This window comes from Nostoc sp. UIC 10607 (genome assembly GCF_047228265.1).
GTDB lineage: Bacteria > Cyanobacteriota > Cyanobacteriia > Cyanobacteriales > Nostocaceae > Nostoc > Nostoc foliaceum_A.
This window is the reverse complement of the sequence record NZ_JBIQNW010000054.1, coordinates 19,036-41,746: the sequence shown is the minus strand read 5'-3', so window position 1 is coordinate 41,746 and position 22,711 is coordinate 19,036. Positions and strand designations below refer to the sequence as shown.

Genomic DNA, 22,711 nt, shown 5'->3' with positions numbered 1-22,711 from the left:
AAAAGGGCGGCTCATGGTTATTTTAATTTATCGAGTTTGTTTTCTCTATTATATGCAGCTTCATATAAAATTGGTATAAGCTCATAATTATTTACCTGTGTTGAAAATATTAATTGTTTGAATTTCAGACTCAAATCAAATTAGACTCAGCGCGAATTAATAATATTGCTGATTGAGAACCTGTATTGTGGATGTTCAAGATGCCTTGACTCTCACCAGATGTGCAGTCTAAAAGTATCTTGATTTCTGTATCACGCTTTTTTAAGTCCACGCTACAAATAATGGCAGTTACTTTTTTAGCAGATAAACTTCCGATCCAAACGTCAATATTAGCCATATCTCCAGCTTGAGTATCTTGTAAATATCCATAGTCCAAAGGGTAAATAAAAGATGGATATCTGGGGTGTGGGGTTCCTCTTGGACGCTCAATTTTGAGATTGCTAGTGGCTACTAGCCGATCTAGTTTGTGCCAGAATTCATTGCTGTCTGTCATTAGAATGCGAATAAAACATCAATAGCGATTAGATATCGTGCTTTTACTTTCCACTGTTAATAAAAGGTTGATTTTGCTGATCTAGCAGTTTTGGTAATAATTTCATGTCATTAAATACGACAGATGCACCAACTGCTCGTAATTTTTCTGGGTTAATCAGTTCTGCATAACCAAATACTGTCATACCTGCATCAACTCCAGCTCTGACACCTGTGGGTGTATCTTCAATAACTACACAATCCTTTGGGGAAAATCCCATTCTCTCGGCTGCATATAAAAATACATCGGGATATGGTTTGCTACGTGAGACTTCTGTAGCACTAAATATTTTTTCTGAAAAGTAAGGAAGCAAATCTGTTACAAATAAAGCTTTCTGTATCCACTTAGGGCTACTATTTGAAGCAACACAATAAGAAAGATTGAGCTTACTTAAAACATCATGTATTCCCTGCACTGGATGCACATCATTCATGAAAGCTTGCATGGTTCGTTCCTCAAATTCAGTAGCAAAGTTCTCTGGTGGAGATTTGCCAAGCAAATTTTTAACTATTTCTAAACAGCGGGTCGTTGATGTGCCAACAAAAATATCGAACACATCCTCTAAAGTTAGAAATAGTCCTATTTCCTTGAGCATTTCCAACAAAATAGTATTTGCGATTCGCTCACTATCTATCAAAACACCATCACAATCAAAAATAACTAAATTAAATTTGTTCATGAATTTAGTAAAAATTCAAAGTCAACAACAGTAAGGATTTTACTCATCTTGATCAAACCTGAATTAATTTACAAGCTTTAGTTTGGTGCAGTTTCGTCGGAAAGAATAGTAATGATGTCTCTCAATAGGCGATCGCGAAGCGTGTGCGAAGCACTCTCGCGTTCGCACTCTTCTGGTGTCTCCTTACCCAAAGAGGTATCTTTTACCAAGCGGTAAACATCAGCTGCGCCGTAAAAAATCCGCTCAGTCAGACCTAACTCTTTAAAGGTTTCAGCAATCTCTTCCATTTCTCCTATCCAACGATGTGCTTTTGGTGTAATGGATGGAGCGGCTTGTCGTCAGACATCGCCTGCCTCATGTCACCTGGATTTAAAATACCAACTGTTTGGATTTGCATGGGAAAATTTATTTTTACCTGTATTCAGCTTTTAATTGATTCGCTGATTTTGATGATTGAGTTATAAGACAAACTACGGTAGATTGATAAAATTACCGTATTTAGTCTAAGTAGGAACCTAGCATACATCATTCTCTAGAACAATACCTTTGCCAAAATTACTCAGATATTACCGATTTCTCCGCTTCTAAACTTTTGTTGTGCTGCTTTGGCTACGATTTGAGGCTGTAGTTGGAAGAGAAAAAGTTACCTTTAGTCATATAAGAAGTGCTGTTGTTACTGTTACCGAAAGAGGAGTTATGACTCAAGAACTATGGACAGAAGTTGATGCTAATTTTTTCCAGCATCAGTTGTCATAATTCCCCAGGGTTAGGCCGCCAGCGTAAAACGTAAGTTTCTAGAGTGCGAACACCCCAATCGAGGAAAACACTAATGACTGCTAAGACTACCAGTATTGCCCAAGCTTGATCAACGTTCAAAATTCCCTGTGCTGACATCAACAGATAGCCTAAACCCTGAGTTGAACCAACATACTCAGCTACAAGCGCCCCTACTAGAGCCATACCCAAACTAGTACGAATCCCCGCAATTACCCAACTGATCACCGAAGGTAGTACAACCATATACAACATCTGCCATCGATTAGCACCCATAACCTGAAAAGCAGAAATTAATTCGCGATCAATGCTTTGGAGTCCTTGATAGGTTGTAAAAAAAATGGGGAAAAAAGCACTCAAAGCTGCTAGGAAAACTTTAGAAACTAATCCAATCCCAAACCAGATAATAAAAAAGGGCGCTAGGGCAATACGAGGTAGAGAATTAAATACCTGGACGTAAGGAAGAGTTATCTTTGCCCCGCCTGGAGAATAAGCTAATATAATTCCCAGACTGATACCACCAGTCACCGCCAGAACCAGTCCACCCATCGCTTCTTGAAAGGTGACAAAAATATGTTGAAAGATACTACCGCTCAGGAATAGTTGCTTTAACTCTTGAACAATGTTACTTGGTTTACCTACAAGTGCTGGTTCAATAAACTTAGGAATATCAAATGCTCCAGTACCCAGTTCCCACACCAACAAAATTACGACGAGTGGTGTTAGCTGCACCGCTAGTTGTATTAAACGTTTTTGCCAGTTGGTTTTTTGGGGGTTAGCACTCGAAAGGTTAATCTTTTCATTAGTAGGAGAGAGAGCAGATTGCCCGATTGTTAAACTTTTATTGCGGATATTGCTCATGTTATTCTCTATTAAGTTTTAAAGAGTGCGAATCCTCGATCTTGCTGTTGCAATACCTGTGCGGTTAAATCTGACCACATCTCACGCTGGATTTTTTGAAATTGGGGATCTGTGCGAATTGCGATCGCAGAACGTTCTGTTGGTAAATCAATCTGAAATTCCTTGACAATTTTGCCAGGACGTAAACTCAATAAAAATACTCTTTGCGAAAGTGCGATCGCTTCATCGAGGTCGTGAGTTACCAAAATAAAGGTGCATCCCATATCGCGCCATATTCGTAGGAATTCATCCTGTAAAAGAGCGCGTGTTTGAGCATCAAGACTACTAAGAGGCTCATCAAGCAATACAACATCTGGTTCATAAATCAGCGTCCGAATTAGCAAAACGCGCTGCTGCATCCCGCCCGACAATTCTCTAGGAAAACTCTGCTCAAAACCATACAAGCCATATTTTGCCAACAGTGCTAAAGCCTTTTCCCTTCCTTAATTTCGCGCTACACCACGAATTTCCAAAGGAGCAGTGACATTATCTAGGACTGTCCGCCACGGTAGTAAGGTTTGCTTTTGAAATAAGTAGCCAATTTCTTTGATGCCACTATTATTAAAAGTGCCTTTGACATCTGTACCAGGACGAATTAACCCCGCAATCACATTGAGTAAAGTACTCTTACCGCAGCCACTTGGCCCAATCAGCGTGACAAATTCACCAGCATTGATAGTCAAGCTGATATCTTGTAATGCTTCAATTCGTTTACTCTTACTCCAATAAGAAATAGAGAGATTTTGGGTAGTGATCATAGGGGTTGACATAAGCAAAAATCCCAAGGGAAAATTAAACCCGAAAATTGCCAATTATCAATTACGTTTAAGGTGAATTAGATAATGAACCTGATTAAAAACAGAATATTTCAATTCATAGCAGCCATAATTACGAATTACGAATTACGAATTACGAATTACGAATTACGAATTACGAATTACGAATTAAGTTCTATGCCCTGCATACTTATCAAACACTGCTTGAGAGTAGGGAACTAATTTATTAATAATTCCCGCATCCATGAATACCTGCTGGTCTGCAAGATATGCTGCCTCACTAATAGAGGCATTTCTCGGAACTGATTGTTGCAATTCAGTCCTAAGACCGGTCAGAATCGCATCTAGATTAGCACCTTGAAAACGTTTTTCAACTGCATCTAGAATTTTTTCGGGTGAGGTTTGATGCATATATTCAAATGTGCGGTTTACTGCTGCAACCAATCTCTTAACGGCTTCAGGATTCTGAGAAGTAACACGCTCATGACTCAGCCAAGCACGGGTCATTGCTTCAGGAGCGCCAAAATATTTTTTATGAGTCTCCGGTTCTAGAGCATTAACCAATTGAAAAACTGTTCCTTCTTTGAGCAGTTTATGCAAGTCAGGCGCACCAGTCACAGCCGCATCTACCTGACCACTAGTGAGTAGTGTATATGTTGTAGCATTAGTACTTTGCACATATTCAACATCTTTTTCACTCAGTCCATGTTGACGTAAGTACTTAACTGATACTGCCCACCCCCAAGAGCCAATTTCACCGACCGAAAACTTTTTCCCCTTGAGGTCGTTAACTGTCTTAATTTGGGATTGCAAATTAGAACGTACTACTAAGGAAGTATCTACAAGATTGCGGCGATTGGCTACAACATTCAGAGGGACTCCCTTAAGCTGAGATAGATAGACGTGTAAAGGTGCTTGGGCAGAAAAATCGATTTCTCCGGCAATTAAGGCATCTCGCATTTTCCCACCACCTTGAAATTGAATCACTTCTGCACTTAAGCCTACTTCTTCGAAGTAACCCAAATCTTCTGGAATCCAAACATCAATGGAGTTAATCCCGCTTACTGCTCCCAGTTTGACTTTTATAGTTCTCTGAGTTCCTTGATCAGCGATAGATTGACTAATAGTGTTATTGTCACAAGAGATTGTAGTTAAAGCAGTTGTTAATCCTATAGAAGTGTATTTTAAAAAGTCTCTACGTGAAGGCATAGGTTTATTTCAGATATATCTGTTAAGAACTGCGTGTATACCAGAACGAATGAAAAAGGGAGTAGGGAGTAGCGTTTTTGGGGTTGCTGATTGATGGGATGAGTTTTGTTTTGTCCAAAGTCCAAAAAAAGATGTCTTATACCAATTCTGCAAATGAAAGCTACAGATAGAGACCTGAAAAACCAGATTAAATCTCAATACGCTTGGGTTAAGGGTTATTGGTGTAGATAATTGGTCTTTCAAGACGCGATAAATCGCGTCTCTACATCAGGATTTTGTTGCTCATTCTGAACTGTATTGCGTTATATCCGACTCTCTTAATTACGAATTACGAATTGGTATTACTCCCTACTCTCTATGTTCAATTCAGCTAAGAGATAGATAACGAAGCAACTCGGTTATTGACGATCTGCTCGAAAGTGGCATCAGGCTCTATCAGTCCCCAATTCACCATCCAGTTGTAGGTACGACGAAAGTCAGCTTCAGAGTATGGTGCCGGGTCGGCGTAGCGCAATCGGTTACGACGGAAATCTGAGGGTTCAAGGTGTACAACATCCTCTGCTACGTCGTCGATCAGATATTTCACATACTGGAGAGGGTCTTTTTGCAGGTCTTTCACGGCTCGACGGATTGCCCTATTGATCGCCTCGAATGTCTCTTCATCCAAATCGGGGCTACCAATCTCTAGACCTACATAGTGTGCCTCGGCGATAATTTTGTAGCCAAGTTTTTCGGCTACTGTAATCCACGGTTCCATGACGGCAACTGCATCAACAACTCCGTCACGCAAAGCGACAAAGCGGTTGAAACGCTTTCCTTGACCGCCACCATCAATATGTACCACTTTGATTTCTTCTTTAGGTAGGAAACCTTCTAGGGTTTGAATAGCGATGTAGTGTGAGCCGTGGTGAAAGTTAACGCCGACTGGTACGTTAGCTAGGTCTTGAGGGATATTGTAGGGTGAATCGGGTCGCACGATGATTGCTTGGCTGGCAATGGCAGCACGTTTGGCTACCACCTGACCACCGCGAGAACTGTCATAGGTGCGTCGCACCTGTCCCCACTCACAAGCACGGTAGAGGGTAGTTTCTCCCTGCTCAAATAGTGATTTGCCGCCGAAAGAGTTCACTTGGTGATGATCTTCAATCAGTTTAATATCGGGTGCGCGATCGCTAGAGTTGCGTTTAACGAACTCAATATCAATCCCCTCATCTGCAAAGTAGCCTTGATCGCGAGCTACGTAATACGGCAATGAGAACACAGTTCCACTGATCTCATTCTTGATCTTCTTGAGTGTTACAGAGTTACTCATGATCTGTGTTATTCCCTGAACAGGATGTAAATTTTATAAGTAATGTTTATTCTCCGGTATCTGCACGTATTTAGTCAAGATTAAAGTTGTTGAGGCGAGTTAGCGAGTCCGCGTACTCTGTAAGAGTTGCAAGCTACGCCTTTTAGCGTCTCGTAGAGAGCGTCACAGTCCGTCGTAGATATCGCTTCTGTGAATAATTCACCTGCGATCACCTACGGTGGACGGAATGCCATCGTCAACCCAAAATCAATTACGAATTACGAATTACGAATTACGAATTAATTAAATGCGTCCCCACATTAAAATACGTTTGTAAGGGAAAAAGAAAGGTTGCTCATCTTCCAATTTTTCAAATAACTTTTCCCTATACCGTTCTACAAATCGTTCATAAGTCTGGGTATCTAACCGGGACTCGTATGCCGTTAGTAGCGTACCACGATACCATTCCACTACGGATTCTCGTGACGGTAGAACATGACCATAAATCTGAAGTTTTACTTCCTGTTTAATAAACCCCAGACTATACAGTAGTTTGGCATAATTTACTGGAGTAAGCACTTCCAAGCGGCGCACATATCCCCCTAATTCTTGACCAAAATCCTTGGCTGTTTCAAGTGCTAACTGATGTACTGGTTCATCGTCCATCGTTGGAATTTGTACAGCTAGTTGTCCACCTGGACGTAACTTACGGCGTAATTTTTCAAATAAAGCTTCGTGTCTTATTAACCATTGCAAAGCAGCATTAGAAAAGACTAAATCAAACTCTCCTTCTCCTGGGTTATCCTCTATTTTTCCTTGCTCAAACCGTAGTCCATTACCTTCATATTGACGTGCTTTTTGCAGCATATTTTCAGAAGCATCTATTCCCAGAGTTTCTTGTGCTGCTAGTGTATCGTGCAGATATTTTGTTAACTTTCCCGTTCCAGATCCTAAATCTAGAACTCGTAAGTTTTCTTGCCGATGTACCATGTCTACCAAATCATAGAATGGGCGACTTCTTTGAGATTCAAATTGTTCATATAATTCTGGATTCCATTTATCTGGCATCTTGTCACTCTATCTCCTCAATATACAATGACATAAACCTGTCACAACCATATTTTTCTCCTTTTTGGATCGTTGGATTAGCAAATATAATTACCAGCTATTGATTAAATTTTAATTTGCCAAGCTTCTTTAAAGCTAAAAATAATGAGCTAATATGTAATGTCTGCAATAAAATACCGCTTTCAATTTCTTCTATAATCTTTTCTAAAAGCAACAGTAATACATTAATTTGTTCTGTATCATCCAAATTTAAATCAGCTATCTTTTCTACATCTGTTGCTAAAAAACAATGAGTAAGATTATTATGGTTTGCTGGATTGGGGGATAATATGCCAGTTTCCAGAAAATTATCGCTTGTGTAGCCTGTTTCTTCTAATAGCTCACGTTTGGTTGCTGCAATTGGTGATGAATCTTCTACTTCTACAGCACCGCTAGGTAATTCTAAAACTATTTTTTGCAGACCGTGGCGATATTGTTTGATTAAGACAATTTCCTCATTTGATTCTTTTGCTTTTCTAATTTTGGGATCTAACATAATCGTGAACAAGCAATTTGGGAATATCATCTGGAGAATGGGCAATCAAATCAGCACCATGAGTTTTTAATTCTTCCTCAGTTCCGTAGCCGTAAGTGACACCAATTGCAGTCACATGATTGTGCTTGGCTCCGATCATATCGTGTTTGCGATCGCCTACCATAACCGCATGAGAAGGTGAAAGCCTTTCTGTAGCTAAGATGTGATTAATTAAGTCACTTTTTGCACTCCGCGTACCATCAAGTTCACTACCGTAAACGTGATCAAAAAGTGAGGATAATCTAAAATGTTCAATGATGCGCGTAGCATAAATATGTGGTTTAGAAGTCGCAACAAAAATTGTATAGCCAGCAAAACAAATAGCATCTAATGTTTCTGGAATCTGCGGATAAAGGAAGTTTTCAAATAATCCGATCGTGGTAAAGCGGCTGCGATAAAGTGAAATGGCTTGCTCTAAAACTGTGTCATCTGAAGTCTTCAGTAGCAGCGAAAAACTGTCTTTGATTGGAGGGCCAATACACCAATCTAATTCATTAGCATCAGGTGGTTTATAACCGAGTTCAGATAAAGCAAACTGAATACAGCGAGTAATACCTGGCTTGGGATCTGTCAAAGTCCCATCTAAATCAAACAGAATAGCATAAGTAGACATATTTAATAATTCGTAATTCGTAATTCGTAATTCGTAATTAATAACATTTTTAATTACTCTCTATGCCTCTGCGCAACGGACATTTCCTTTTCCTGACGGAGACGCTGCGCATAGCTTGCCATAGGGGTAAAAATCGGAAAACCCGCCTATGGAAGTGTCCTGCTCTGCATGAAATCAAAAATTAAATACTTTACAAATTAATCACTAATTGACTCCTATTGTTGAGCAATTTTATGGGCTACGTCTACGTACAAAGCTTTCTCCACTCAACAGTGCAATTCCTAATGTGACAATACCAATCCCCAAGCTTTGAATCAGGTTTAAAGTTTCGCTAATTGTTGCCCATGCTACTAATGCTGTTAATGCTGGACTGCTTGCGCCGATGATAGAAGCCTTAGTTGCGCCAATCATGCGAATTCCCACATTATTGAAAGTGTGTCCCATGAAACTAACTAAACCAGAAAAAATACTGCCAATCCACAGGGGTGTCCAATCAAGTTGGGTGCTGGGAAGTGGCCAGAATAGTAAGCTTACAGCAGAGAGTAGTAAAGTGCAGGTAAAACTAATCCAGGTGAAGGGAACTGGATGAAATTTTTCTAAACATTTTTGGGCTAGGACTTTATAAAACGCATAAACAACTCCAGAACCAACGCTGGCGAAAATACCAGTAGTAATGGTGTCACTGCTGTAAGCAGCAGAAGATTGAGGAATTGTGAGTACGCCGCCCCCTAAAATAATTACCATTACTAGCCAACGGAAGAGTGTAAGACGTTCGCCAAAAAACCTCCAAGCAAGCAGCGCCGTAAACACGGGATAAGTAAAAAATAGAGTCATGGCAATTCCAGTAGGAATTAAGCCAATAGCAACGTAGAGTAACGCAATATACACAAACATCAATACTCCGCAGCCCAATGCTTGGAGCAAAACATCAGTGCGTTCGCGCCTGAATAAGTCTCGGAATTCTTTTCCAGCAGATGGATATAACTTGAATGCTAAAGATGCCATAAGTGGAACCACCAGTAGCATTCGCATGAACATCAGCAATAATGAGTTCTGCAAGTCCGGTTTAACGTATCCACCGAGTAGAAATAAACCCAGTACGAGATGTTCTGAAAACAAAACTCGCACAGTAACGTTATGAAACGATAAAACGAAAGCGGATAGAAGAACCGTCAGAATGCCCAATTTGCTAAAAGGTTTTTAAAGGACAACCCGATTGTATTGCTAAAACCACTGTTTTTTCTGGTACTGATTTTTCCGCTGTGTAGCAAATACTGAATATCTTTGTGTCTTAGTAAAAAAATCTTGAACCACAAAGACGAGGGCAGCCGTGTGGGAGGGTTCCTCGACTTGTAGACGCATAGCAGCTACTCTTTTCCTGACGGAGACGCTACGCGTAGCTGGCTTCCCCATAGGGGTACGAGTTCCCCGTAAGGAAGACTGCCCGTACAAAGATAAAAAGGTATTGATCGGTTCTAAACTAAAGCAGGTTCACGTCGGTTATATGCAGAAGAATCTCCCTTAATTGCCTCACTCTGCTTACCATCAATACCAACAGGAATATCACCCACAAGTGTGACTCGCTGAACGTGGCGAGGTTGATTGCCGTAGTCTGCGATCGCATAATGTTGAGTAGCGCGATTATCCCAGAAAGCCACATCGCCAACTTTCCAGCGCCACCGGACTGTGTTTTCAGGACGTGTGATGTAAGCTTGCAACAATTTCACGATTTCATCGGATTCATTCTGTGATAAACCACGCAGACGGCGCACAAACCCACCAATAAATAACCCACGTTCACCGGATTCAGGATGGACGCGGACAACTGGATGCAGGGTTTCGTATACAGTCGAGGTGAAAACAGCCCGATGCTCTAAGATTTCTTTTGGCAAGTCAATTGTAGCTGCTGCATAATCGTAAGCGTTGCTGTGTACTGCCCAGAGTTGGTCAGCAATATTACGCAGATGAGTTGGTAAATCTTCGTAGGCAGTTACGGAGTTTGCCCAAATCGTATCACCTCCTGATGGCGGGATGGCGATCGCCCGCAAAATAGAACCAAGAGGGGGACGATCTACAAATGTGACATCAGTGTGCCAAGTGTTGGCACGGCTCACAGTTTTGCCATAATTCAGGTCAAGAACTTCTGGGTTTTCTGGCAATGAGGGAACGGTAGGATGGGCTGTGGTGACTTCCCCAAAGCGACGGGCGAAGGCTACTTGTCCATTAGCGTCGAGGTTTTGTTCCCGGAAGAAGATGACTTTATGTTTGACTAAAGCTTTACGGATATCGCTGATGATTTCATTGCTAAGGTTACTGTTCAAGTCAACACCAACGATTTTTGCACCGATACGTCCGGCGATTGGTTTGATGTCAAAGTGTTGGGAAGTCATAATATTTGTGTCTCCAAGGGTTAGTTTGTTTCACGCAAAGAGTAGGAGTATGAGAGAAGTTTTTGCGATTTATGCGGGGTAAAAGACGAATGTTCGTAGTTCGATGCTTTCTCGTGGGGGAGCGTTGGCTGGGCTAGTGGGGTCTTCAAAGGCTGTATGTCCGGCAAAGCGTGCGCTTCCGTCTTCTGCGGAGTCGAAGCATTTAATAAATAGTGCTTCGTCTCTGTGCATTTGCGGGAAGTAGAACCATTTATGTTTGGCGTTATACGTGATTCCGTATGTCTCACCGACGCGATCGCGGTACACAAGATCGCCAGCTACAATGTCTGTGGGTGCGATACTTTGCGCGTCACACAGTGCTAATGGTGACTCTTGAATTGGTTGTGCGTAGGCGTAGCCCGTCGTAGACATCGCTCGCCAAACATTGATGATGGCAAATCTTTGTTTTAGTAGCACATCAATGTCATCTATGCCTTGCGCTGCTAATTCCAAACGGGCGCGAGTATAGCCTGATTTAGCGGTGAAGTCGTTGTGTACCCGCTTGGCGGGTTCTTTAATATTATTCTCACCTGGCTTTGACTGACTGGCATTACGCAGGGTGTGATCGAATATCACTACCTTAGTTCCGCCTGTCACTTCTTTTAACAATTGCTCGGCTTCTGGATAGTAGACGCGGCGTACTTCGTCTTCATCGTAAAAGTTGCGGACATTAGTATTATGTCCAGTAAATGCAAAACCTTCTCTATCTAACGAGATATTCTCTGAGATAGAACGAGCATTGTAAATTGGCAGTTTGTGCGTCTGATAAGTTGCATTCGTGCGCGGAATCCCTAGTGGTGGTTCGTAAGTATAGTTAACAGGTTTTTCTGCCATTGGAACCAGGTAACTGAGGTTAGCCTCTACGTATGGCAGTTCTGCGGAAATTGGTTTGTCTAGAACTTGGTTATTTAAGCTCATAGGTTATCCCATTTTGGATTTTAGTTAATTTCTGTCAATCCCTGTGTCCTATTTTTGAACTGCACCAACGGGAACAGGGTCACCGAGAACTTTGGCGAATCTTTGCAAATAGAAGTCTACAGGGTTTGCTACTGCTTGAATTGACTGGCGATCGCGTACTAGATTCCACCATGTCTGCAAACGAGGTGTTTCTGCTGGTAATGTGAATTTGCGGAAGTGTTCTAAGAGTGGTAAACGTTCAAACCAAGGATAGAAGCTGATATCAACTAGGCTAAACTGATCTCCTAACAAGTAATCACCTTTGCCTAATCCTTCTTGTTCAATATATAGAAGTGCTTCTGTGAACTCTCTTCGTCCTTGTTCCTGTTCTTGGCTATCTTTACCGCGCAGCAATTTGTTAAAAGCTGGGACAAGGCGAGTATTGGCGTAGTCTATCCAGATGCGAGCGATCGCTTTAGCTGCGGGATCGCGGGGTAATAAAGGTGGCTCCGGGAAGACTTCATCTAGATATTCATTGATAATAGCGGACTCGTAAATTTCAACATCCCCATGTTTGATAGCTGGGACTTTGCCATAGTGGGAAATCTGTGTGTACCCATCTGGTTTGTTCTGTAAGTCAATTTCTATGGGGGTGAAGTCAATACCTTTTTCCAGTAAAACTACACGAGTCCGTTGAGAGAAGGTAGAGGCTTTGGCGAAGTACAGTTGTATGTTGCTCATGAAATCTTTTCCTTGTAATTATCGTGGATGCAGACTATTTGAGATTGCACAACTCCAACTAAAGCAATAAGACAGAAGCGAGATGTGTTATTAGTGCAGTTAAATAATTGACTGGCAGGTATCTACGTCAGTTAGATGGTATATTACAGTTTGTCGGTCGATTTAGCGTATTTTAAATATTATACAGTCTTTGTGAAAATATGCACACCTAATTATTAGTGTAACTAAATAAAAGTATAGACATAATCAGGCTTGTCAAAAAGATGTATTATATGGACTCGAAAGCTGACTCTAATAGGCAGACCCGTTTTGGCTTGCTAGTACCCGCAGGTAACACCACGTTTGAGCCTGACTTTCACTGTGCTTTTTCCAGTCAAGTCAGTATTCATAGCCATCGTGTGATTGCTCAACGCTCACACGCCTATGAGAGCTATGAATCAATGGATGACATCAATGAACAAGCTGTTAAGGAAGTAGAAAAATTAGCCAGAGCCGGGGTACATTTTGGAGCATACGGCTTCACAACAGCAACATTTTACCGAGGGCGAGTTTTTGCTGAACAACTACAACAACGTTTGACACAAGTGCTAGGAGTCCCTGTTGTTGTCCCTGCTCTGGCTCTATTAGAAGCGTTGGCATATCTAAAGATTAAGAAAATTTCTGTAGTCACCCCTTATCCAGAATGGAATAACCAAACGCTAAAAACGTTTTTGAGTGAAGCGCCTTTTGAAATAGTGGGGTTTAAAGGTGATGAACGCTCAACAGAAGTAGCAAAAAAGAATTACCTTTGGCATCAGTCACCCGATGAAGTCGCAGCTTTTATTAAAGAGGTATCTCACAAAGGTGCAGATGCTATTGTGTTGCCCTGTACCGCATGGAGAACATTTGAGGTAATTGAGGAATTAGAGGATGATTTGAATATTCCTGTAGTTACAGCAAACCAAGCCACAATATGGAGTTTAGCAAGGCGTGCTTCTATTGAATCTGCACTTCGTCCGAGAGGAAAACTGTTTGCTATTTAGTCAGAAACAAGGAACGCACTAATGTAAAACCTGATAAATCCACATTTGATTAATAACAATACATACAAGTGCAAACAGAACTGGTTATTTTCGACTGTGACGGAGTGTTGGTAGACAGCGAGACATTGGGTAATCGTATTCTTGTTGAATTTGTCGCCGAGTTTGGCCTGATATTGAAACTTGAAGAAGCCATTTTGTTATTTAAAGGTTGCAAAATGGCTGATTGTCTTGCTGTCATTGAGCAAAGGCTGGGGAAAAAGATGCCACAAGATTTTGTGACTCAACTTCGTACCCGTACTGCTAAGGCATTTGAGCGTGAACTGCTTCCCGTACAAGGAATAGAGGCGGCTTTAGACAAAATAAATTTACCTATTTGTGTTGCTTCCAGTGGCCCAATTGAAAAAATTAAGTTAGCACTGCGTGTGACTAATTTACTGCCACGATTTGAAGGGCGTATTTTTAGCTCCTATGAAATTGGTAGTTGGAAACCCGCACCTGATTTATTTTTATATGCAGCTAAAAACTTGGGAGTTAACGCTCAATTTTGTACTGTTGTAGAAGATAGTATTTTGGGTGTACGTGCAGGTATTGCTGCTGGCATGAAAGTTTTAGGTTACAGCAGTAAAAGTGAAGCTATTCAACTCGAAAAATGTGGAGCGCGTGTTTTTTACTCTATGTATGAACTGCCTGATTTACTTTGATTTATAGTCAGCAGTGTTTATCGATTAAATCATAAAAATATGAACTTTAAAGCTAATGACGTTAGGAACATTCTTGCAAAACTCAAAATGTATTCAAGTAAGAGATAAAGTACTGATTTTACGTCCTACTTATGTAGCCGGAAAATATGGGGTAATTTGTGGTCGAGAGTCAAACTCAAATAATCAAGCAAGCCAACGGTGGTTGATTCAAGTAGAGGATGTGGATTCGTCTAATATTATAGTGTCGTTGATTTTAGGTGAGTTTATCTTGATTAATTCAGAATGAGTTTAAAAGAGCGATGTCTACGATGGTCACGTAGAGCAGTACGGGCTACGCTTACGCATTGGTAAATATAAAATTGAAATTAATTACTTGCCACTTGCTTCGTATTCAAGTGAATTAACTTCGTCATTTGGGGCAATTGTTGCATGAATAGCACCGAACCCAGAATACAAACGATACCACCCAAAATCAGTGTATTCGGAGCTTTCAAATAATGTGCCAGAGTTCCTGCTACCAAGTTACCGAAAGGAGCCATACCCATAAAGCACATGGCATAGAAGCTCATTACTCTACCCCGTTTGCTATCTTCAACAATAAATTGCAGCACTGTGTTACTAGCAGCTACCTGAAGCGTAGAACTCCAGCCAACCAAAACCAAAGCTAACTGAGAAATCCAAAAGACTTGAGAAACAGAGAAAAAGATAAAGCCAATCCCCATGATGGCTGGACAGAAGGCTATGAGTTTCTCTAAACCTACTACGTTTTGCCGAAAGCTGAGGTAAACACAGGCAAACACTGAACCCATTGCGGCTGCGGCTGTTAAAAAGCCCAATGTTTCTGCTCCTCCCTGTAGAACTTCAACTGCAAAGATGGGTAGAAGTGTCGTGTATGACATACCTACTAAACTAGCTACTGCCAGTAATAGAAGGATAGAACGCACAGGCAGGAAATGATAGGCATATTGAAACCCTTCTTTCAACTTCTGCCAAGTATTACTCGTCTGTATTTCTACTGTTCGGGGTGTAATCACCATTGCTGAGATTGCCCAGATAGCTACAAGATAGCTGAGACTATCGTAAAGAAAGCAGAATCCTGCACCAAACTGAGCGATAAAAATGCCACCCAATGCAGGGCCAATCAGACGCGCACCATTGAGGAAGGCTGCATTCAGTGCGATCGCATTTCCCATCAGTTCACGGCTAACCATATCACTGACAAATGCTTGACGTACAGGTACATCTAAACCCTTCAGAAAACCTAACAACGCACTCAGAGTCAGCAATGTCCAAAAATTTGCCCAACCCAAAAATGTGATGACTGTCAAAGTTACAGACATAGAAATACCTATAACCTGGAATAGCAGCAACAGGCGATGTCGGTCATAGCGATCGGCTAAAATGCCTGAAATTGGAGCAAGTACAAATACTGGCAATTGTCCAAAAAATCCTGCAAACCCCAACAGTAAAGCCGAATCAGTCAATTGATAAATCAGCCAGAGAATCGCTACTTGTGTCATGAAGTTCCCTGTCATAGACAAGGCTTGTCCAGCAAAGTAAAGGCGATAATTACGCGATCTAAGGGCAGGTAGTTCAAGATTCAACTTGAATCCAAATTTAGATAATAATTTCATCAACTAAGTACAAAATTTCACAAGTTCATCATGAATAAACACTCTGCGCCCCTCTACGCTTCCCTCAGCGTACCTCTGTGTTTAAAAAAGCACAGAAAAGAGGAAGAAACGAGGCAACAACCTTATTTCTTCCCACTTCAAAGGTTTGAATTGAAAATCACACTGTCACTAATTCCCGATTTGCAACTACTGACTCAGGTTTGACCCAAATTTTATCTAACCCACCACTCAGGAGACGATATTGTTGATTGGGATCTTGTTGCGGGTAATCCTCGCGTTTGTGCATTCCTCTGGTTTCTTGACGTTGTAAACCACTGTTGTACATCCAACGAGCAGTAGCAACCATCGCCGCCGCTTCGCGCGATCGCACAATTTGGCTATCATCTAGTGTTTGGCTATTGCGGATTTCTCGCCAGAGGTCATCCAGTCGATCCAGGGATGCACTTAAACCTGTAGCAGTGCGGAAGAGGTTGCGATCGTATGGGAAAACTTCAGCTTGAGTTGTAGCGATCGCTTCATCTGGTGAGAATCTATTATTACCTTCACCATGCAATCCAGCTTCGCCAACTCCCTGTACACTACGTTGGGTTGCTTGCTCTCCCAAACTCAGGGCATAGCTAGCAGCAGATTGTCCAGACCAATAGCCAGAAGACATTGCCCAGGCTGCATTATGACTACCACCGCCAGTAAAGCCACCACAGATTAACTCTCTAGTAGCTGCATCTCCCGCCGCATAGAGTCCACTAACTGAAGTAGCGCAGGTGTGGTCTGCGATCCGAATCCCACCAGTACCGCGTACAGTGCCTTCCAAGCGTAAAGTTATCGGGAATCGTTGAGTAAAGGGGTCAATCCCAGCGCGATCGAAAACGATAAAGAAGTTAGGCTGAGACGATCGCATCCAGGCTTTTGTCTCTTCATCCATATTTTGATCCAGACGCGCATAAACTGGCTGATTTAGCAATGTTTTAGCAATCACAGAACGACCGCGCTTAGAACCCGCACCTTCAATTACCGTGCCATCTTCGTAAGTAAAAGATGCCCAATCGTAATAACGAGTCTTGGTGACAGAAGAGAAACTAGGGGAAATTGCGTATGCGTTTGAAAATTCCATACCAGAGAAATCTGCACCAGCCTCGGCTGCCATCAATAGACCATCCCCTGTGAGGACATTACAACCGAGAGCTTTACTCAAGAAAGCACAGCCCCCTGTAGCAATCACAACTGCTCCGGCTCGGACTGTCCAACGTTCCCCAGTTTGGCGATTGATACCCTTAGCCCCGGCTACAGTGCCTTCCGCATCCACAAGCAACTCTAAAGCCGGACTGTGGTCTAAAATTTTCACTCCTGCTTGCTTAATCTTTTTCCGCATGAAACGCATATAATCCGGCCCTTGTAAAGAGCGACGGATAACTTGTCCATTAGCATCAACGCTGAAAGGATAGCCCTGATCTGCGAGGGAGTTAATGTTGTCATAGGTGCGATCTAATACCCTAGTCATCCAGTGGCGGTCTGCGAGAAAGCCTCCCATAGCTTCCCGGCTGGCCATTGCCGCTTCCCGTTGCTCTGGGTCTGGTGGAACATACCATACACCATTTCCGGCAGATGCGGCTGCACCACTTGTACCGCAATAACCCTTGTCTACTAAAACAACTTTTGCTCCATTATTTGCTGCACTCCATGCTGCCCAAGTACCAGATGGGCCACCTCCAATAATTAATACATCGGTGACTAAATCGAGGTTAGAAGCATCTTGATGGATATGACTATTCATGAAATTTACTCCTTCTTATAGAATTAAGAAAAGGGGAAGGGCGGAGCTTCCCCAAAAATGCGAGGGTAACTCTTGTGAAAAGTTTTATGGGTTGGGGATTTGCCAATCTTTGATATCAAAATCTGACTTCAACAATTTCTGGTCAGCGAGAAACTGCTTTGTTGAATTTAAGAGTTTCAATCCTTCCGGTGTAAAAGGTTCAGTGGGATACAGGTCTAGTGGATAGGATTCTTTAGCGATCGCTAACGGCACATTCCCACTTGCCACAGCCGCAAACTGATAAAATTCTTCTGGATTAGCTTTGATTTCCTGCAATGCTTGTCGTCTAATCTGGTTCCACTTTTGGGGTAATTCTGGGTGTCGAGAAAGGACATTTTCCGTCACGACGCTTACCCCTGTGCCAACTAATCCCTGATGATCTTTGGCTTGATCAATTGCTGAAAATCCTTGAGAAACTAACGTTGGCCCAGCCCCCATAGCAAATGGATAAGCTGAAATATCTCCCCTCTCTAAAGCAGGTTTGGCATCAGCAGAAGGGATCTGCACTACACTCACATCTTTGGTCAGTCCCTCTTTTTCCAGCAAACCCATCAGATATCGATGCGGATAAGTGCCTTTAGCAACTCCTATCTTTGTACCTTTGAGTTGCGATACTAAACGAGGGCCGTTTTTCTTGGTAAGTAACCAAGCATTCTGACCAACTCTTGTCTGATTAATCAATTTAGTTGGCAGACCTGCGGCTTTACCAACTAGAGCTGGGGTATCTCCATACAAACCCATATCTAATTGACCACTAACTAAGGCTTCGTTAAGTGCAGGGCCTCCTGCAAAGGGAATAAATTTCACTTCCGTCACACCCAGGCTTTTGAGCGCAGGAGTCAACGTCCCCTTTTGCAATGCCCACCCCTCCGGTCCGATTGGCAACTTGCTTTCCGAACTGATGAAACCAACTCGCAAAACCAGGGTTTTCGCCTCTGCCGAATTTGCTCCAGTATTGGATGAAGCTACTGCTGAGTTATTGGACTGGCTTTGTTGAAAAGTACAACTGGTAAGACTCGATAAAAGCGCAACAGTTGCAACTGAAGTTAAAATTCGATGCAGAAAACTGCACTCAATTACTTGGGAACTCATAGATAGAGACTAGGGACTAAAAACTTTCTCAATTACGAATTACGAATTACGAATTACGAATTAGTTTGCTGTGTTCCCCAAGGAAGAATTCTGCCTTGTGCATCTGTAGCGAGATTACTGTTACTCTGCATAACTGGGTAATAGTATGCAGACTTCTCTGTTTTAGCCGCAGGTGTGCGTCCCCTTCCCCAGCCGATGTTTTTTCGATAGCTACCAAGTAACCCAGATGCTACTAAAGTCTCTTCATCCACAGTAACTGATTCATCAGCGTTAGGATCAACATATAGTGCATCTACGGGGCAGTAGAGTTCGCACATATAACAAGTTTGACAATCACTCTGGCGGGCAATTTTGGGCGCATGTCCTGGTACTGCATCGAAAACATTGGTAGGACAGGCAGTGACGCAAAGATTACACTTAATACAGCGAGATTCACTTACTAATTCAATCATCGTGTTACTAACTCCTTATTCACTACTTCCTGGTCAGGCTTTGCCCAAACTGTATCCAATCCACCACTAATTAACCGATATTGCTGGTTAGGGTTTTGCTGGGGATAATCCTGGTGCTTGTGCATTCCACGAGTTTCTTTTCTAGATTGTGCTGAAGTATACATCCAACGTGCCGTAGCTACCATTGCCGCTGCTTCTCTAGCTGGTAATGCTTGGCTGTCTGTTGGGGCAGCACTATGGCGGATTTCTCGCCACAAACCATGCAATTTTTCTAGGGAATCGCTCAAGCCTCGTTCAGTACGGAAGAGATTGCGATCGTAAGGTAATACTTCGGCTTGCACAGCGCGGATAACTTCTTGAGCATTGAAAGTGTGGCTACTCTCAGAAGTAACTGCTGCCTGTCCAATTGAATGCACTTGTCGTTGATTGGCCTTTGCTCCCAATTGACGAGCATATTCAGCCGCTGCTTGTCCTGACCAATAGCCAGAAGACATTGCCCAAGCAGCGTTGTAACTACCACCACCTGTAAATCCACCACAAATTAATTCTCGTGTGGCTGCATCTCCGGCCGCATAAAGCCCTGGTACAGAGGTCGCACAAGAATTATCCACAATCCGAATGCCGCCAGTACCTCGTACTGTGCCTTCCAAACGCAAAGTTACTGGGAAGCGTTGGGTGAACGGGTCAATTCCTCTGCGGTCAAATGGTAAAAAGAAATTGTGCTGGATGGTTCGCATCCAAGTTCGCACTTCTTCTGGGGTTTCGTGGAGGCTACATTATACAGGCTGAGTCAGCAATGTTTTGGCAATTACAGAGCGTCCCCGTTGAGAACCAGCACCTTCAATTACTGTGCCATCTTCATAAGTAAATGTTGCCCAACGATAGAAGGCTCCTTTAGTTACAGAAGCAAAGGCAGGAGTGAGAGCATAGGCATTAGAAAATTCCATGCCTGACATTTGCGCCCCAGCTTCGGCTGCCATTAAATAACCATCTCCAGTCAGGACATTGCAACCAAGGGCTTTACTCAAGAAAGCACAACCACCAGTAGCAATAACTACTGCTTTGGCTCGTACTGTCCAACGTCCACCCGCTTGACGACGTATTCCCTTTGCTCCAGCTACTGCTCCTTCTTTATCTATCAGTAATTCCAGAGCAGGACTATGGTCAAGAATATGCACTCCGGCTTTCTTGACTTGCTTACGCATCAGACGCATATATTCTGCGCCTTGCTGAAGGGAACGATAGTAAGGTTGTCCTTGTTGGTCAGAGGGAAAGGGATAACCCCAGTTACCTAACTCATACAGATTTGCATGAGTTCGATCTAAAACTCGCTCCATCCAAGAACGCTCTGCTAAAAACCCTCCTAGAGCTTCCCGACTAGCCATAGCTGTTTCCCGTTGGTCTGGGTTTGCTACGTACCAGACACTAGTTCCACCAGAAGCAGTTGCTCCACTAGAGCCACAATAGCCTTTGTCTACCAAAATAACCCGGACTCCACCAGCCGCCGCATTGTAAGCAGCCCAAGCACCAGCCGGGCCTCCTCCAATAACCAAGACATCGGCTTCTAACTCTAGATCAGAGCCACTAGCAAATGATTGTTCAGACGCTAATTGATTTGCGCTCACTAGCTTTCACTCCTTAATTCATAGAAAGGAATATTTTTAAGACCACAGACATGACTAGCCAAACTCATCTGTGCATAACTTTTAGAAGACCTGAACGACTTATTTGTAAGGTGATATAGACGTTTTCTATAAAATACTAATCATCGACCGATTTAACGGTGATTAACTTAGCAGTATTGCATGGCACCAAAAAAAATTCAAGCCTTTCGCCAATAAAATATACGTTTACCTAAATTTATTAATCACGAATAGTTAGAATAGCTAAATATAATATGACTTCAGTTTATACTTAATGTAAGTTGACAAAACTTAAACAGCACACAATCCCAATGTTAACGATCGCCTGCATATCAACACTACGTTTTCGACCACCTGTTTTTGGCGCAGGAATTAGCCCTGATAGTAGTTCCCACTGCTCAGAATTCAGATTACTTGGGTACGATGGATTCATGGCTCTCGTAACTCTGTCATACTTAAGTATTTTTTCTAATGACAGGATACAGTTACGTGGGCTTTCTTACTTTTCAGACATCCTCTTAGCCCAAAATCTCTTTCTGGACTGACCGCGTAAGGACTGATGTTGGCAATTATCTCCCACAGATCCCCCATTGGCCTACTCAGTTTTCTGGAGATTGATTGCTTTCGACGAATACGGCTGCTCCACACATCTCATAAAGATTGCGCGGGCTGGATTCCATCTCTGCCGGGGATCTCACAAATGCTGGCATTGAGCCAATGAAGCGATCTGCAAACTGTTCACACTCATTTGCGATCGCTGTAGACTGACGATCTCTCTCTAAAACAGATCCTTGAGAAATGTCTACTTGAATCTGGTGCTGGATAAAGTCAGGTAAAGATGGCGTGAGTACGGTTGCAACCTTGTAAGCACGATGTAAGTCAGAATTAATTTCAGCAGGTACATCGATCAAACTTGCATATTCTTCGATCAGTCTCGCTCTTGCTGAAATTGAAAGTGGTAGGAGTTGAACGGCTTGAATTGGTTGCATAAAGCTCAATGCTTTAGTTGTACATCACGTATAAAAAAAATTTAATCATTGCATATTGTGCGATCGCTCTCTTCAAAAAAGGTTATTACTTTTGCTACAACCATGACACTTGATTTTATATGAATATCTGTGATAATCTGCCTTCATCTACAAACTACAGTTACTCGATAAATTAGCCGTAGTTTATGATTATTACACAGTGTGCATCAAACGGGAATAACCCCTTATGCCAAAAGATTGGTATGAATGGCACGACCTCTACAACACTGAGCCGAAATTGCAGCAGCGTCTAGAAATCGTGCAGGAATATATTGCTTACAGCTTGAATGCCTCACCTGATAGCGCTATCCGAATAGTGAGTGTTTGCGCGGGTGATGGACGAGATTTATTAGGAACTTTAAAAAATCACCCCCGTGCAAAGGATGTTTCTGCACGACTGGTTGAAATAAATTTAAATCTAGTTGAACGTGGACGAGCAACTATAGAGTCTTTGGGTTTAGCCAAGCAAATTGAGTTTATCAATGGTGATGCAACTCTTGCCACTAACTATCTAGGAGGAGTACCAGCAAATATTGTGATTGTGTGTGGTGTCTTTGGCAATCTGGCACAGGAAGCTGAACTCAATCGCTTACTAGATAACCTGAGTTTTCTAAGTAAACCGGGTGCTTTTGTCATCTGGACTCGCGGACACTCTAACGGTATTCCCTACTCTGACAATGTGCGGAAAATTTTAAGTGCATCTGGATTTGAGGAAGTTAACTTTAAGCTTACGGGCACGGGAGACATGGGTGTAGGTCTTCATCGATACCTTGGTGAAAACTTGGCTACACCCAAAGAGCAACAGTTATTTGAGTTTTCCGGCATTCCTAGGAAAGCGAGGTAAAA

The 22,711-nt window shown here is 42.3% G+C and carries 23 protein-coding genes and 2 pseudogenes; 4 read left to right on the top strand and 21 right to left on the bottom strand.

Going from position 1 to position 22,711, the window contains the following annotated elements:
• Positions 1-130 precede the first annotated feature (130 nt).
• From ACEYW6_RS28745 to ACEYW6_RS28680, 14 genes and pseudogenes are all read right to left on the bottom strand, one after another.
• The gene (locus ACEYW6_RS28745) at positions 131-493 is read right to left on the bottom strand and encodes an Inorganic pyrophosphatase (protein WP_412982431.1); all 363 of its coding nucleotides are present in this window, start codon (positions 491-493) and stop codon (positions 131-133) included.
• Between the two features lie 43 nt (positions 494-536).
• Positions 537-1,211: an HAD family hydrolase gene (locus ACEYW6_RS28740; RefSeq protein WP_412982430.1), complete on the bottom strand. Its 675-nt coding sequence runs from the start codon at positions 1,209-1,211 to the stop codon at positions 537-539.
• Between the two features lie 77 nt (positions 1,212-1,288).
• On the bottom strand, positions 1,289-1,531 hold the full coding sequence (locus tag ACEYW6_RS28735) for a DUF1932 domain-containing protein (protein ID WP_412982434.1): 243 nt from the start codon (positions 1,529-1,531) through the stop codon (positions 1,289-1,291).
• Between the two features lie 430 nt (positions 1,532-1,961).
• Positions 1,962-2,846 (bottom strand): ABC transporter permease, encoded by an 885-nt coding sequence (locus ACEYW6_RS28730; protein ID WP_412982429.1) that lies wholly within the window; start codon positions 2,844-2,846, stop codon positions 1,962-1,964.
• 11 nt (positions 2,847-2,857) lie between these two features.
• Positions 2,858-3,643: pseudogene (locus tag ACEYW6_RS28725) on the bottom strand (ABC transporter ATP-binding protein).
• A 186-nt stretch (positions 3,644-3,829) separates the two neighbouring features.
• Entirely contained in the window at positions 3,830-4,870 is a 1,041-nt protein-coding gene (locus tag ACEYW6_RS28720; protein WP_412982428.1) for an ABC transporter substrate-binding protein, read from the bottom strand.
• A gap of 370 nt (positions 4,871-5,240) precedes the next feature.
• Complete coding sequence (locus tag ACEYW6_RS28715) at positions 5,241-6,182, bottom strand: ABC transporter substrate-binding protein (protein ID WP_412982427.1); 942 nt, start codon at positions 6,180-6,182, stop codon at positions 5,241-5,243.
• Between the two features lie 282 nt (positions 6,183-6,464).
• The gene (locus tag ACEYW6_RS28710) at positions 6,465-7,229 is read right to left on the bottom strand and encodes a methyltransferase domain-containing protein (RefSeq protein WP_412982426.1); all 765 of its coding nucleotides are present in this window, start codon (positions 7,227-7,229) and stop codon (positions 6,465-6,467) included.
• 97 nt (positions 7,230-7,326) lie between these two features.
• A complete protein-coding gene (locus tag ACEYW6_RS28705; RefSeq protein ID WP_412982425.1) occupies positions 7,327-7,764 on the bottom strand; it encodes an NUDIX hydrolase in 438 nt (145 codons plus the stop codon).
• Positions 7,745-8,416 (bottom strand): HAD family hydrolase, encoded by a 672-nt coding sequence (locus ACEYW6_RS28700; RefSeq protein ID WP_412982424.1) that lies wholly within the window; start codon positions 8,414-8,416, stop codon positions 7,745-7,747. Before ACEYW6_RS28700 ends, ACEYW6_RS28705 begins: the two co-directional genes overlap by 20 nt.
• Positions 8,417-8,647: 231 nt before the next feature.
• Entirely contained in the window at positions 8,648-9,601 is a 954-nt protein-coding gene (locus ACEYW6_RS28695) for a DMT family transporter (protein ID WP_412982423.1), read from the bottom strand.
• Positions 9,602-9,891: 290 nt separating this feature from the next.
• Positions 9,892-10,806: a TauD/TfdA dioxygenase family protein gene (locus ACEYW6_RS28690; protein ID WP_412982422.1), complete on the bottom strand. Its 915-nt coding sequence runs from the start codon at positions 10,804-10,806 to the stop codon at positions 9,892-9,894.
• Positions 10,807-10,875: 69 nt separating this feature from the next.
• Positions 10,876-11,763, bottom strand: a complete 888-nt coding sequence (locus ACEYW6_RS28685; protein ID WP_412982421.1) for a CmcJ/NvfI family oxidoreductase — start codon at positions 11,761-11,763, stop codon at positions 10,876-10,878.
• Between the two features lie 48 nt (positions 11,764-11,811).
• Entirely contained in the window at positions 11,812-12,483 is a 672-nt protein-coding gene (locus ACEYW6_RS28680) for a glutathione S-transferase family protein (RefSeq protein ID WP_412982420.1), read from the bottom strand.
• A gap of 272 nt (positions 12,484-12,755) precedes the next feature.
• Between ACEYW6_RS28680 and ACEYW6_RS28675 the strand changes: the two genes are divergently transcribed.
• The 3 genes from ACEYW6_RS28675 (at position 12,756) to ACEYW6_RS28665 (ending at position 14,492) form a co-directional block, all read left to right on the top strand.
• Positions 12,756-13,505: an aspartate/glutamate racemase family protein gene (locus ACEYW6_RS28675; RefSeq protein ID WP_412982419.1), complete on the top strand. Its 750-nt coding sequence runs from the start codon at positions 12,756-12,758 to the stop codon at positions 13,503-13,505.
• Positions 13,506-13,573: 68 nt separating this feature from the next.
• On the top strand, positions 13,574-14,206 hold the full coding sequence (locus tag ACEYW6_RS28670; RefSeq protein WP_412982418.1) for an HAD family hydrolase: 633 nt from the start codon (positions 13,574-13,576) through the stop codon (positions 14,204-14,206).
• 55 nt (positions 14,207-14,261) lie between these two features.
• On the top strand, positions 14,262-14,492 hold the full coding sequence (locus tag ACEYW6_RS28665; RefSeq protein WP_412982417.1) for a hypothetical protein: 231 nt from the start codon (positions 14,262-14,264) through the stop codon (positions 14,490-14,492).
• A gap of 79 nt (positions 14,493-14,571) precedes the next feature.
• Here the strand turns inward: ACEYW6_RS28665 and ACEYW6_RS28660 are convergent, their stop codons facing one another.
• The 7 genes and pseudogenes from ACEYW6_RS28660 to ACEYW6_RS28630 form a co-directional block, all read right to left on the bottom strand.
• On the bottom strand, positions 14,572-15,840 hold the full coding sequence (locus ACEYW6_RS28660) for an MFS transporter (RefSeq protein WP_412982416.1): 1,269 nt from the start codon (positions 15,838-15,840) through the stop codon (positions 14,572-14,574).
• A gap of 157 nt (positions 15,841-15,997) precedes the next feature.
• On the bottom strand, positions 15,998-17,611 hold the full coding sequence (locus ACEYW6_RS28655) for an FAD-dependent oxidoreductase (RefSeq protein ID WP_412982415.1): 1,614 nt from the start codon (positions 17,609-17,611) through the stop codon (positions 15,998-16,000).
• 84 nt (positions 17,612-17,695) lie between these two features.
• Positions 17,696-18,742 (bottom strand): ABC transporter substrate-binding protein, encoded by a 1,047-nt coding sequence (locus tag ACEYW6_RS28650; protein ID WP_412982414.1) that lies wholly within the window; start codon positions 18,740-18,742, stop codon positions 17,696-17,698.
• A 53-nt stretch (positions 18,743-18,795) separates the two neighbouring features.
• Entirely contained in the window at positions 18,796-19,194 is a 399-nt protein-coding gene (locus ACEYW6_RS28645; protein ID WP_190893605.1) for a ferredoxin family protein, read from the bottom strand.
• Positions 19,191-20,819 (bottom strand): annotated as a pseudogene (locus tag ACEYW6_RS28640) (FAD-dependent oxidoreductase). The gene ACEYW6_RS28645 and the pseudogene ACEYW6_RS28640 overlap by 4 nt, the downstream one beginning before the upstream one ends.
• 289 nt (positions 20,820-21,108) lie before the next feature.
• Positions 21,109-21,270, bottom strand: a complete 162-nt coding sequence (locus ACEYW6_RS28635; protein ID WP_412982413.1) for a transposase — start codon at positions 21,268-21,270, stop codon at positions 21,109-21,111.
• Between the two features lie 166 nt (positions 21,271-21,436).
• Positions 21,437-21,826, bottom strand: a complete 390-nt coding sequence (locus ACEYW6_RS28630) for a hypothetical protein (RefSeq protein WP_412982412.1) — start codon at positions 21,824-21,826, stop codon at positions 21,437-21,439.
• Between the two features lie 226 nt (positions 21,827-22,052).
• Between ACEYW6_RS28630 and ACEYW6_RS28625 the strand changes: the two genes are divergently transcribed.
• A complete protein-coding gene (locus tag ACEYW6_RS28625) occupies positions 22,053-22,709 on the top strand; it encodes a class I SAM-dependent methyltransferase family protein (protein ID WP_412982411.1) in 657 nt (218 codons plus the stop codon).
• Positions 22,710-22,711 lie beyond the last annotated feature (2 nt).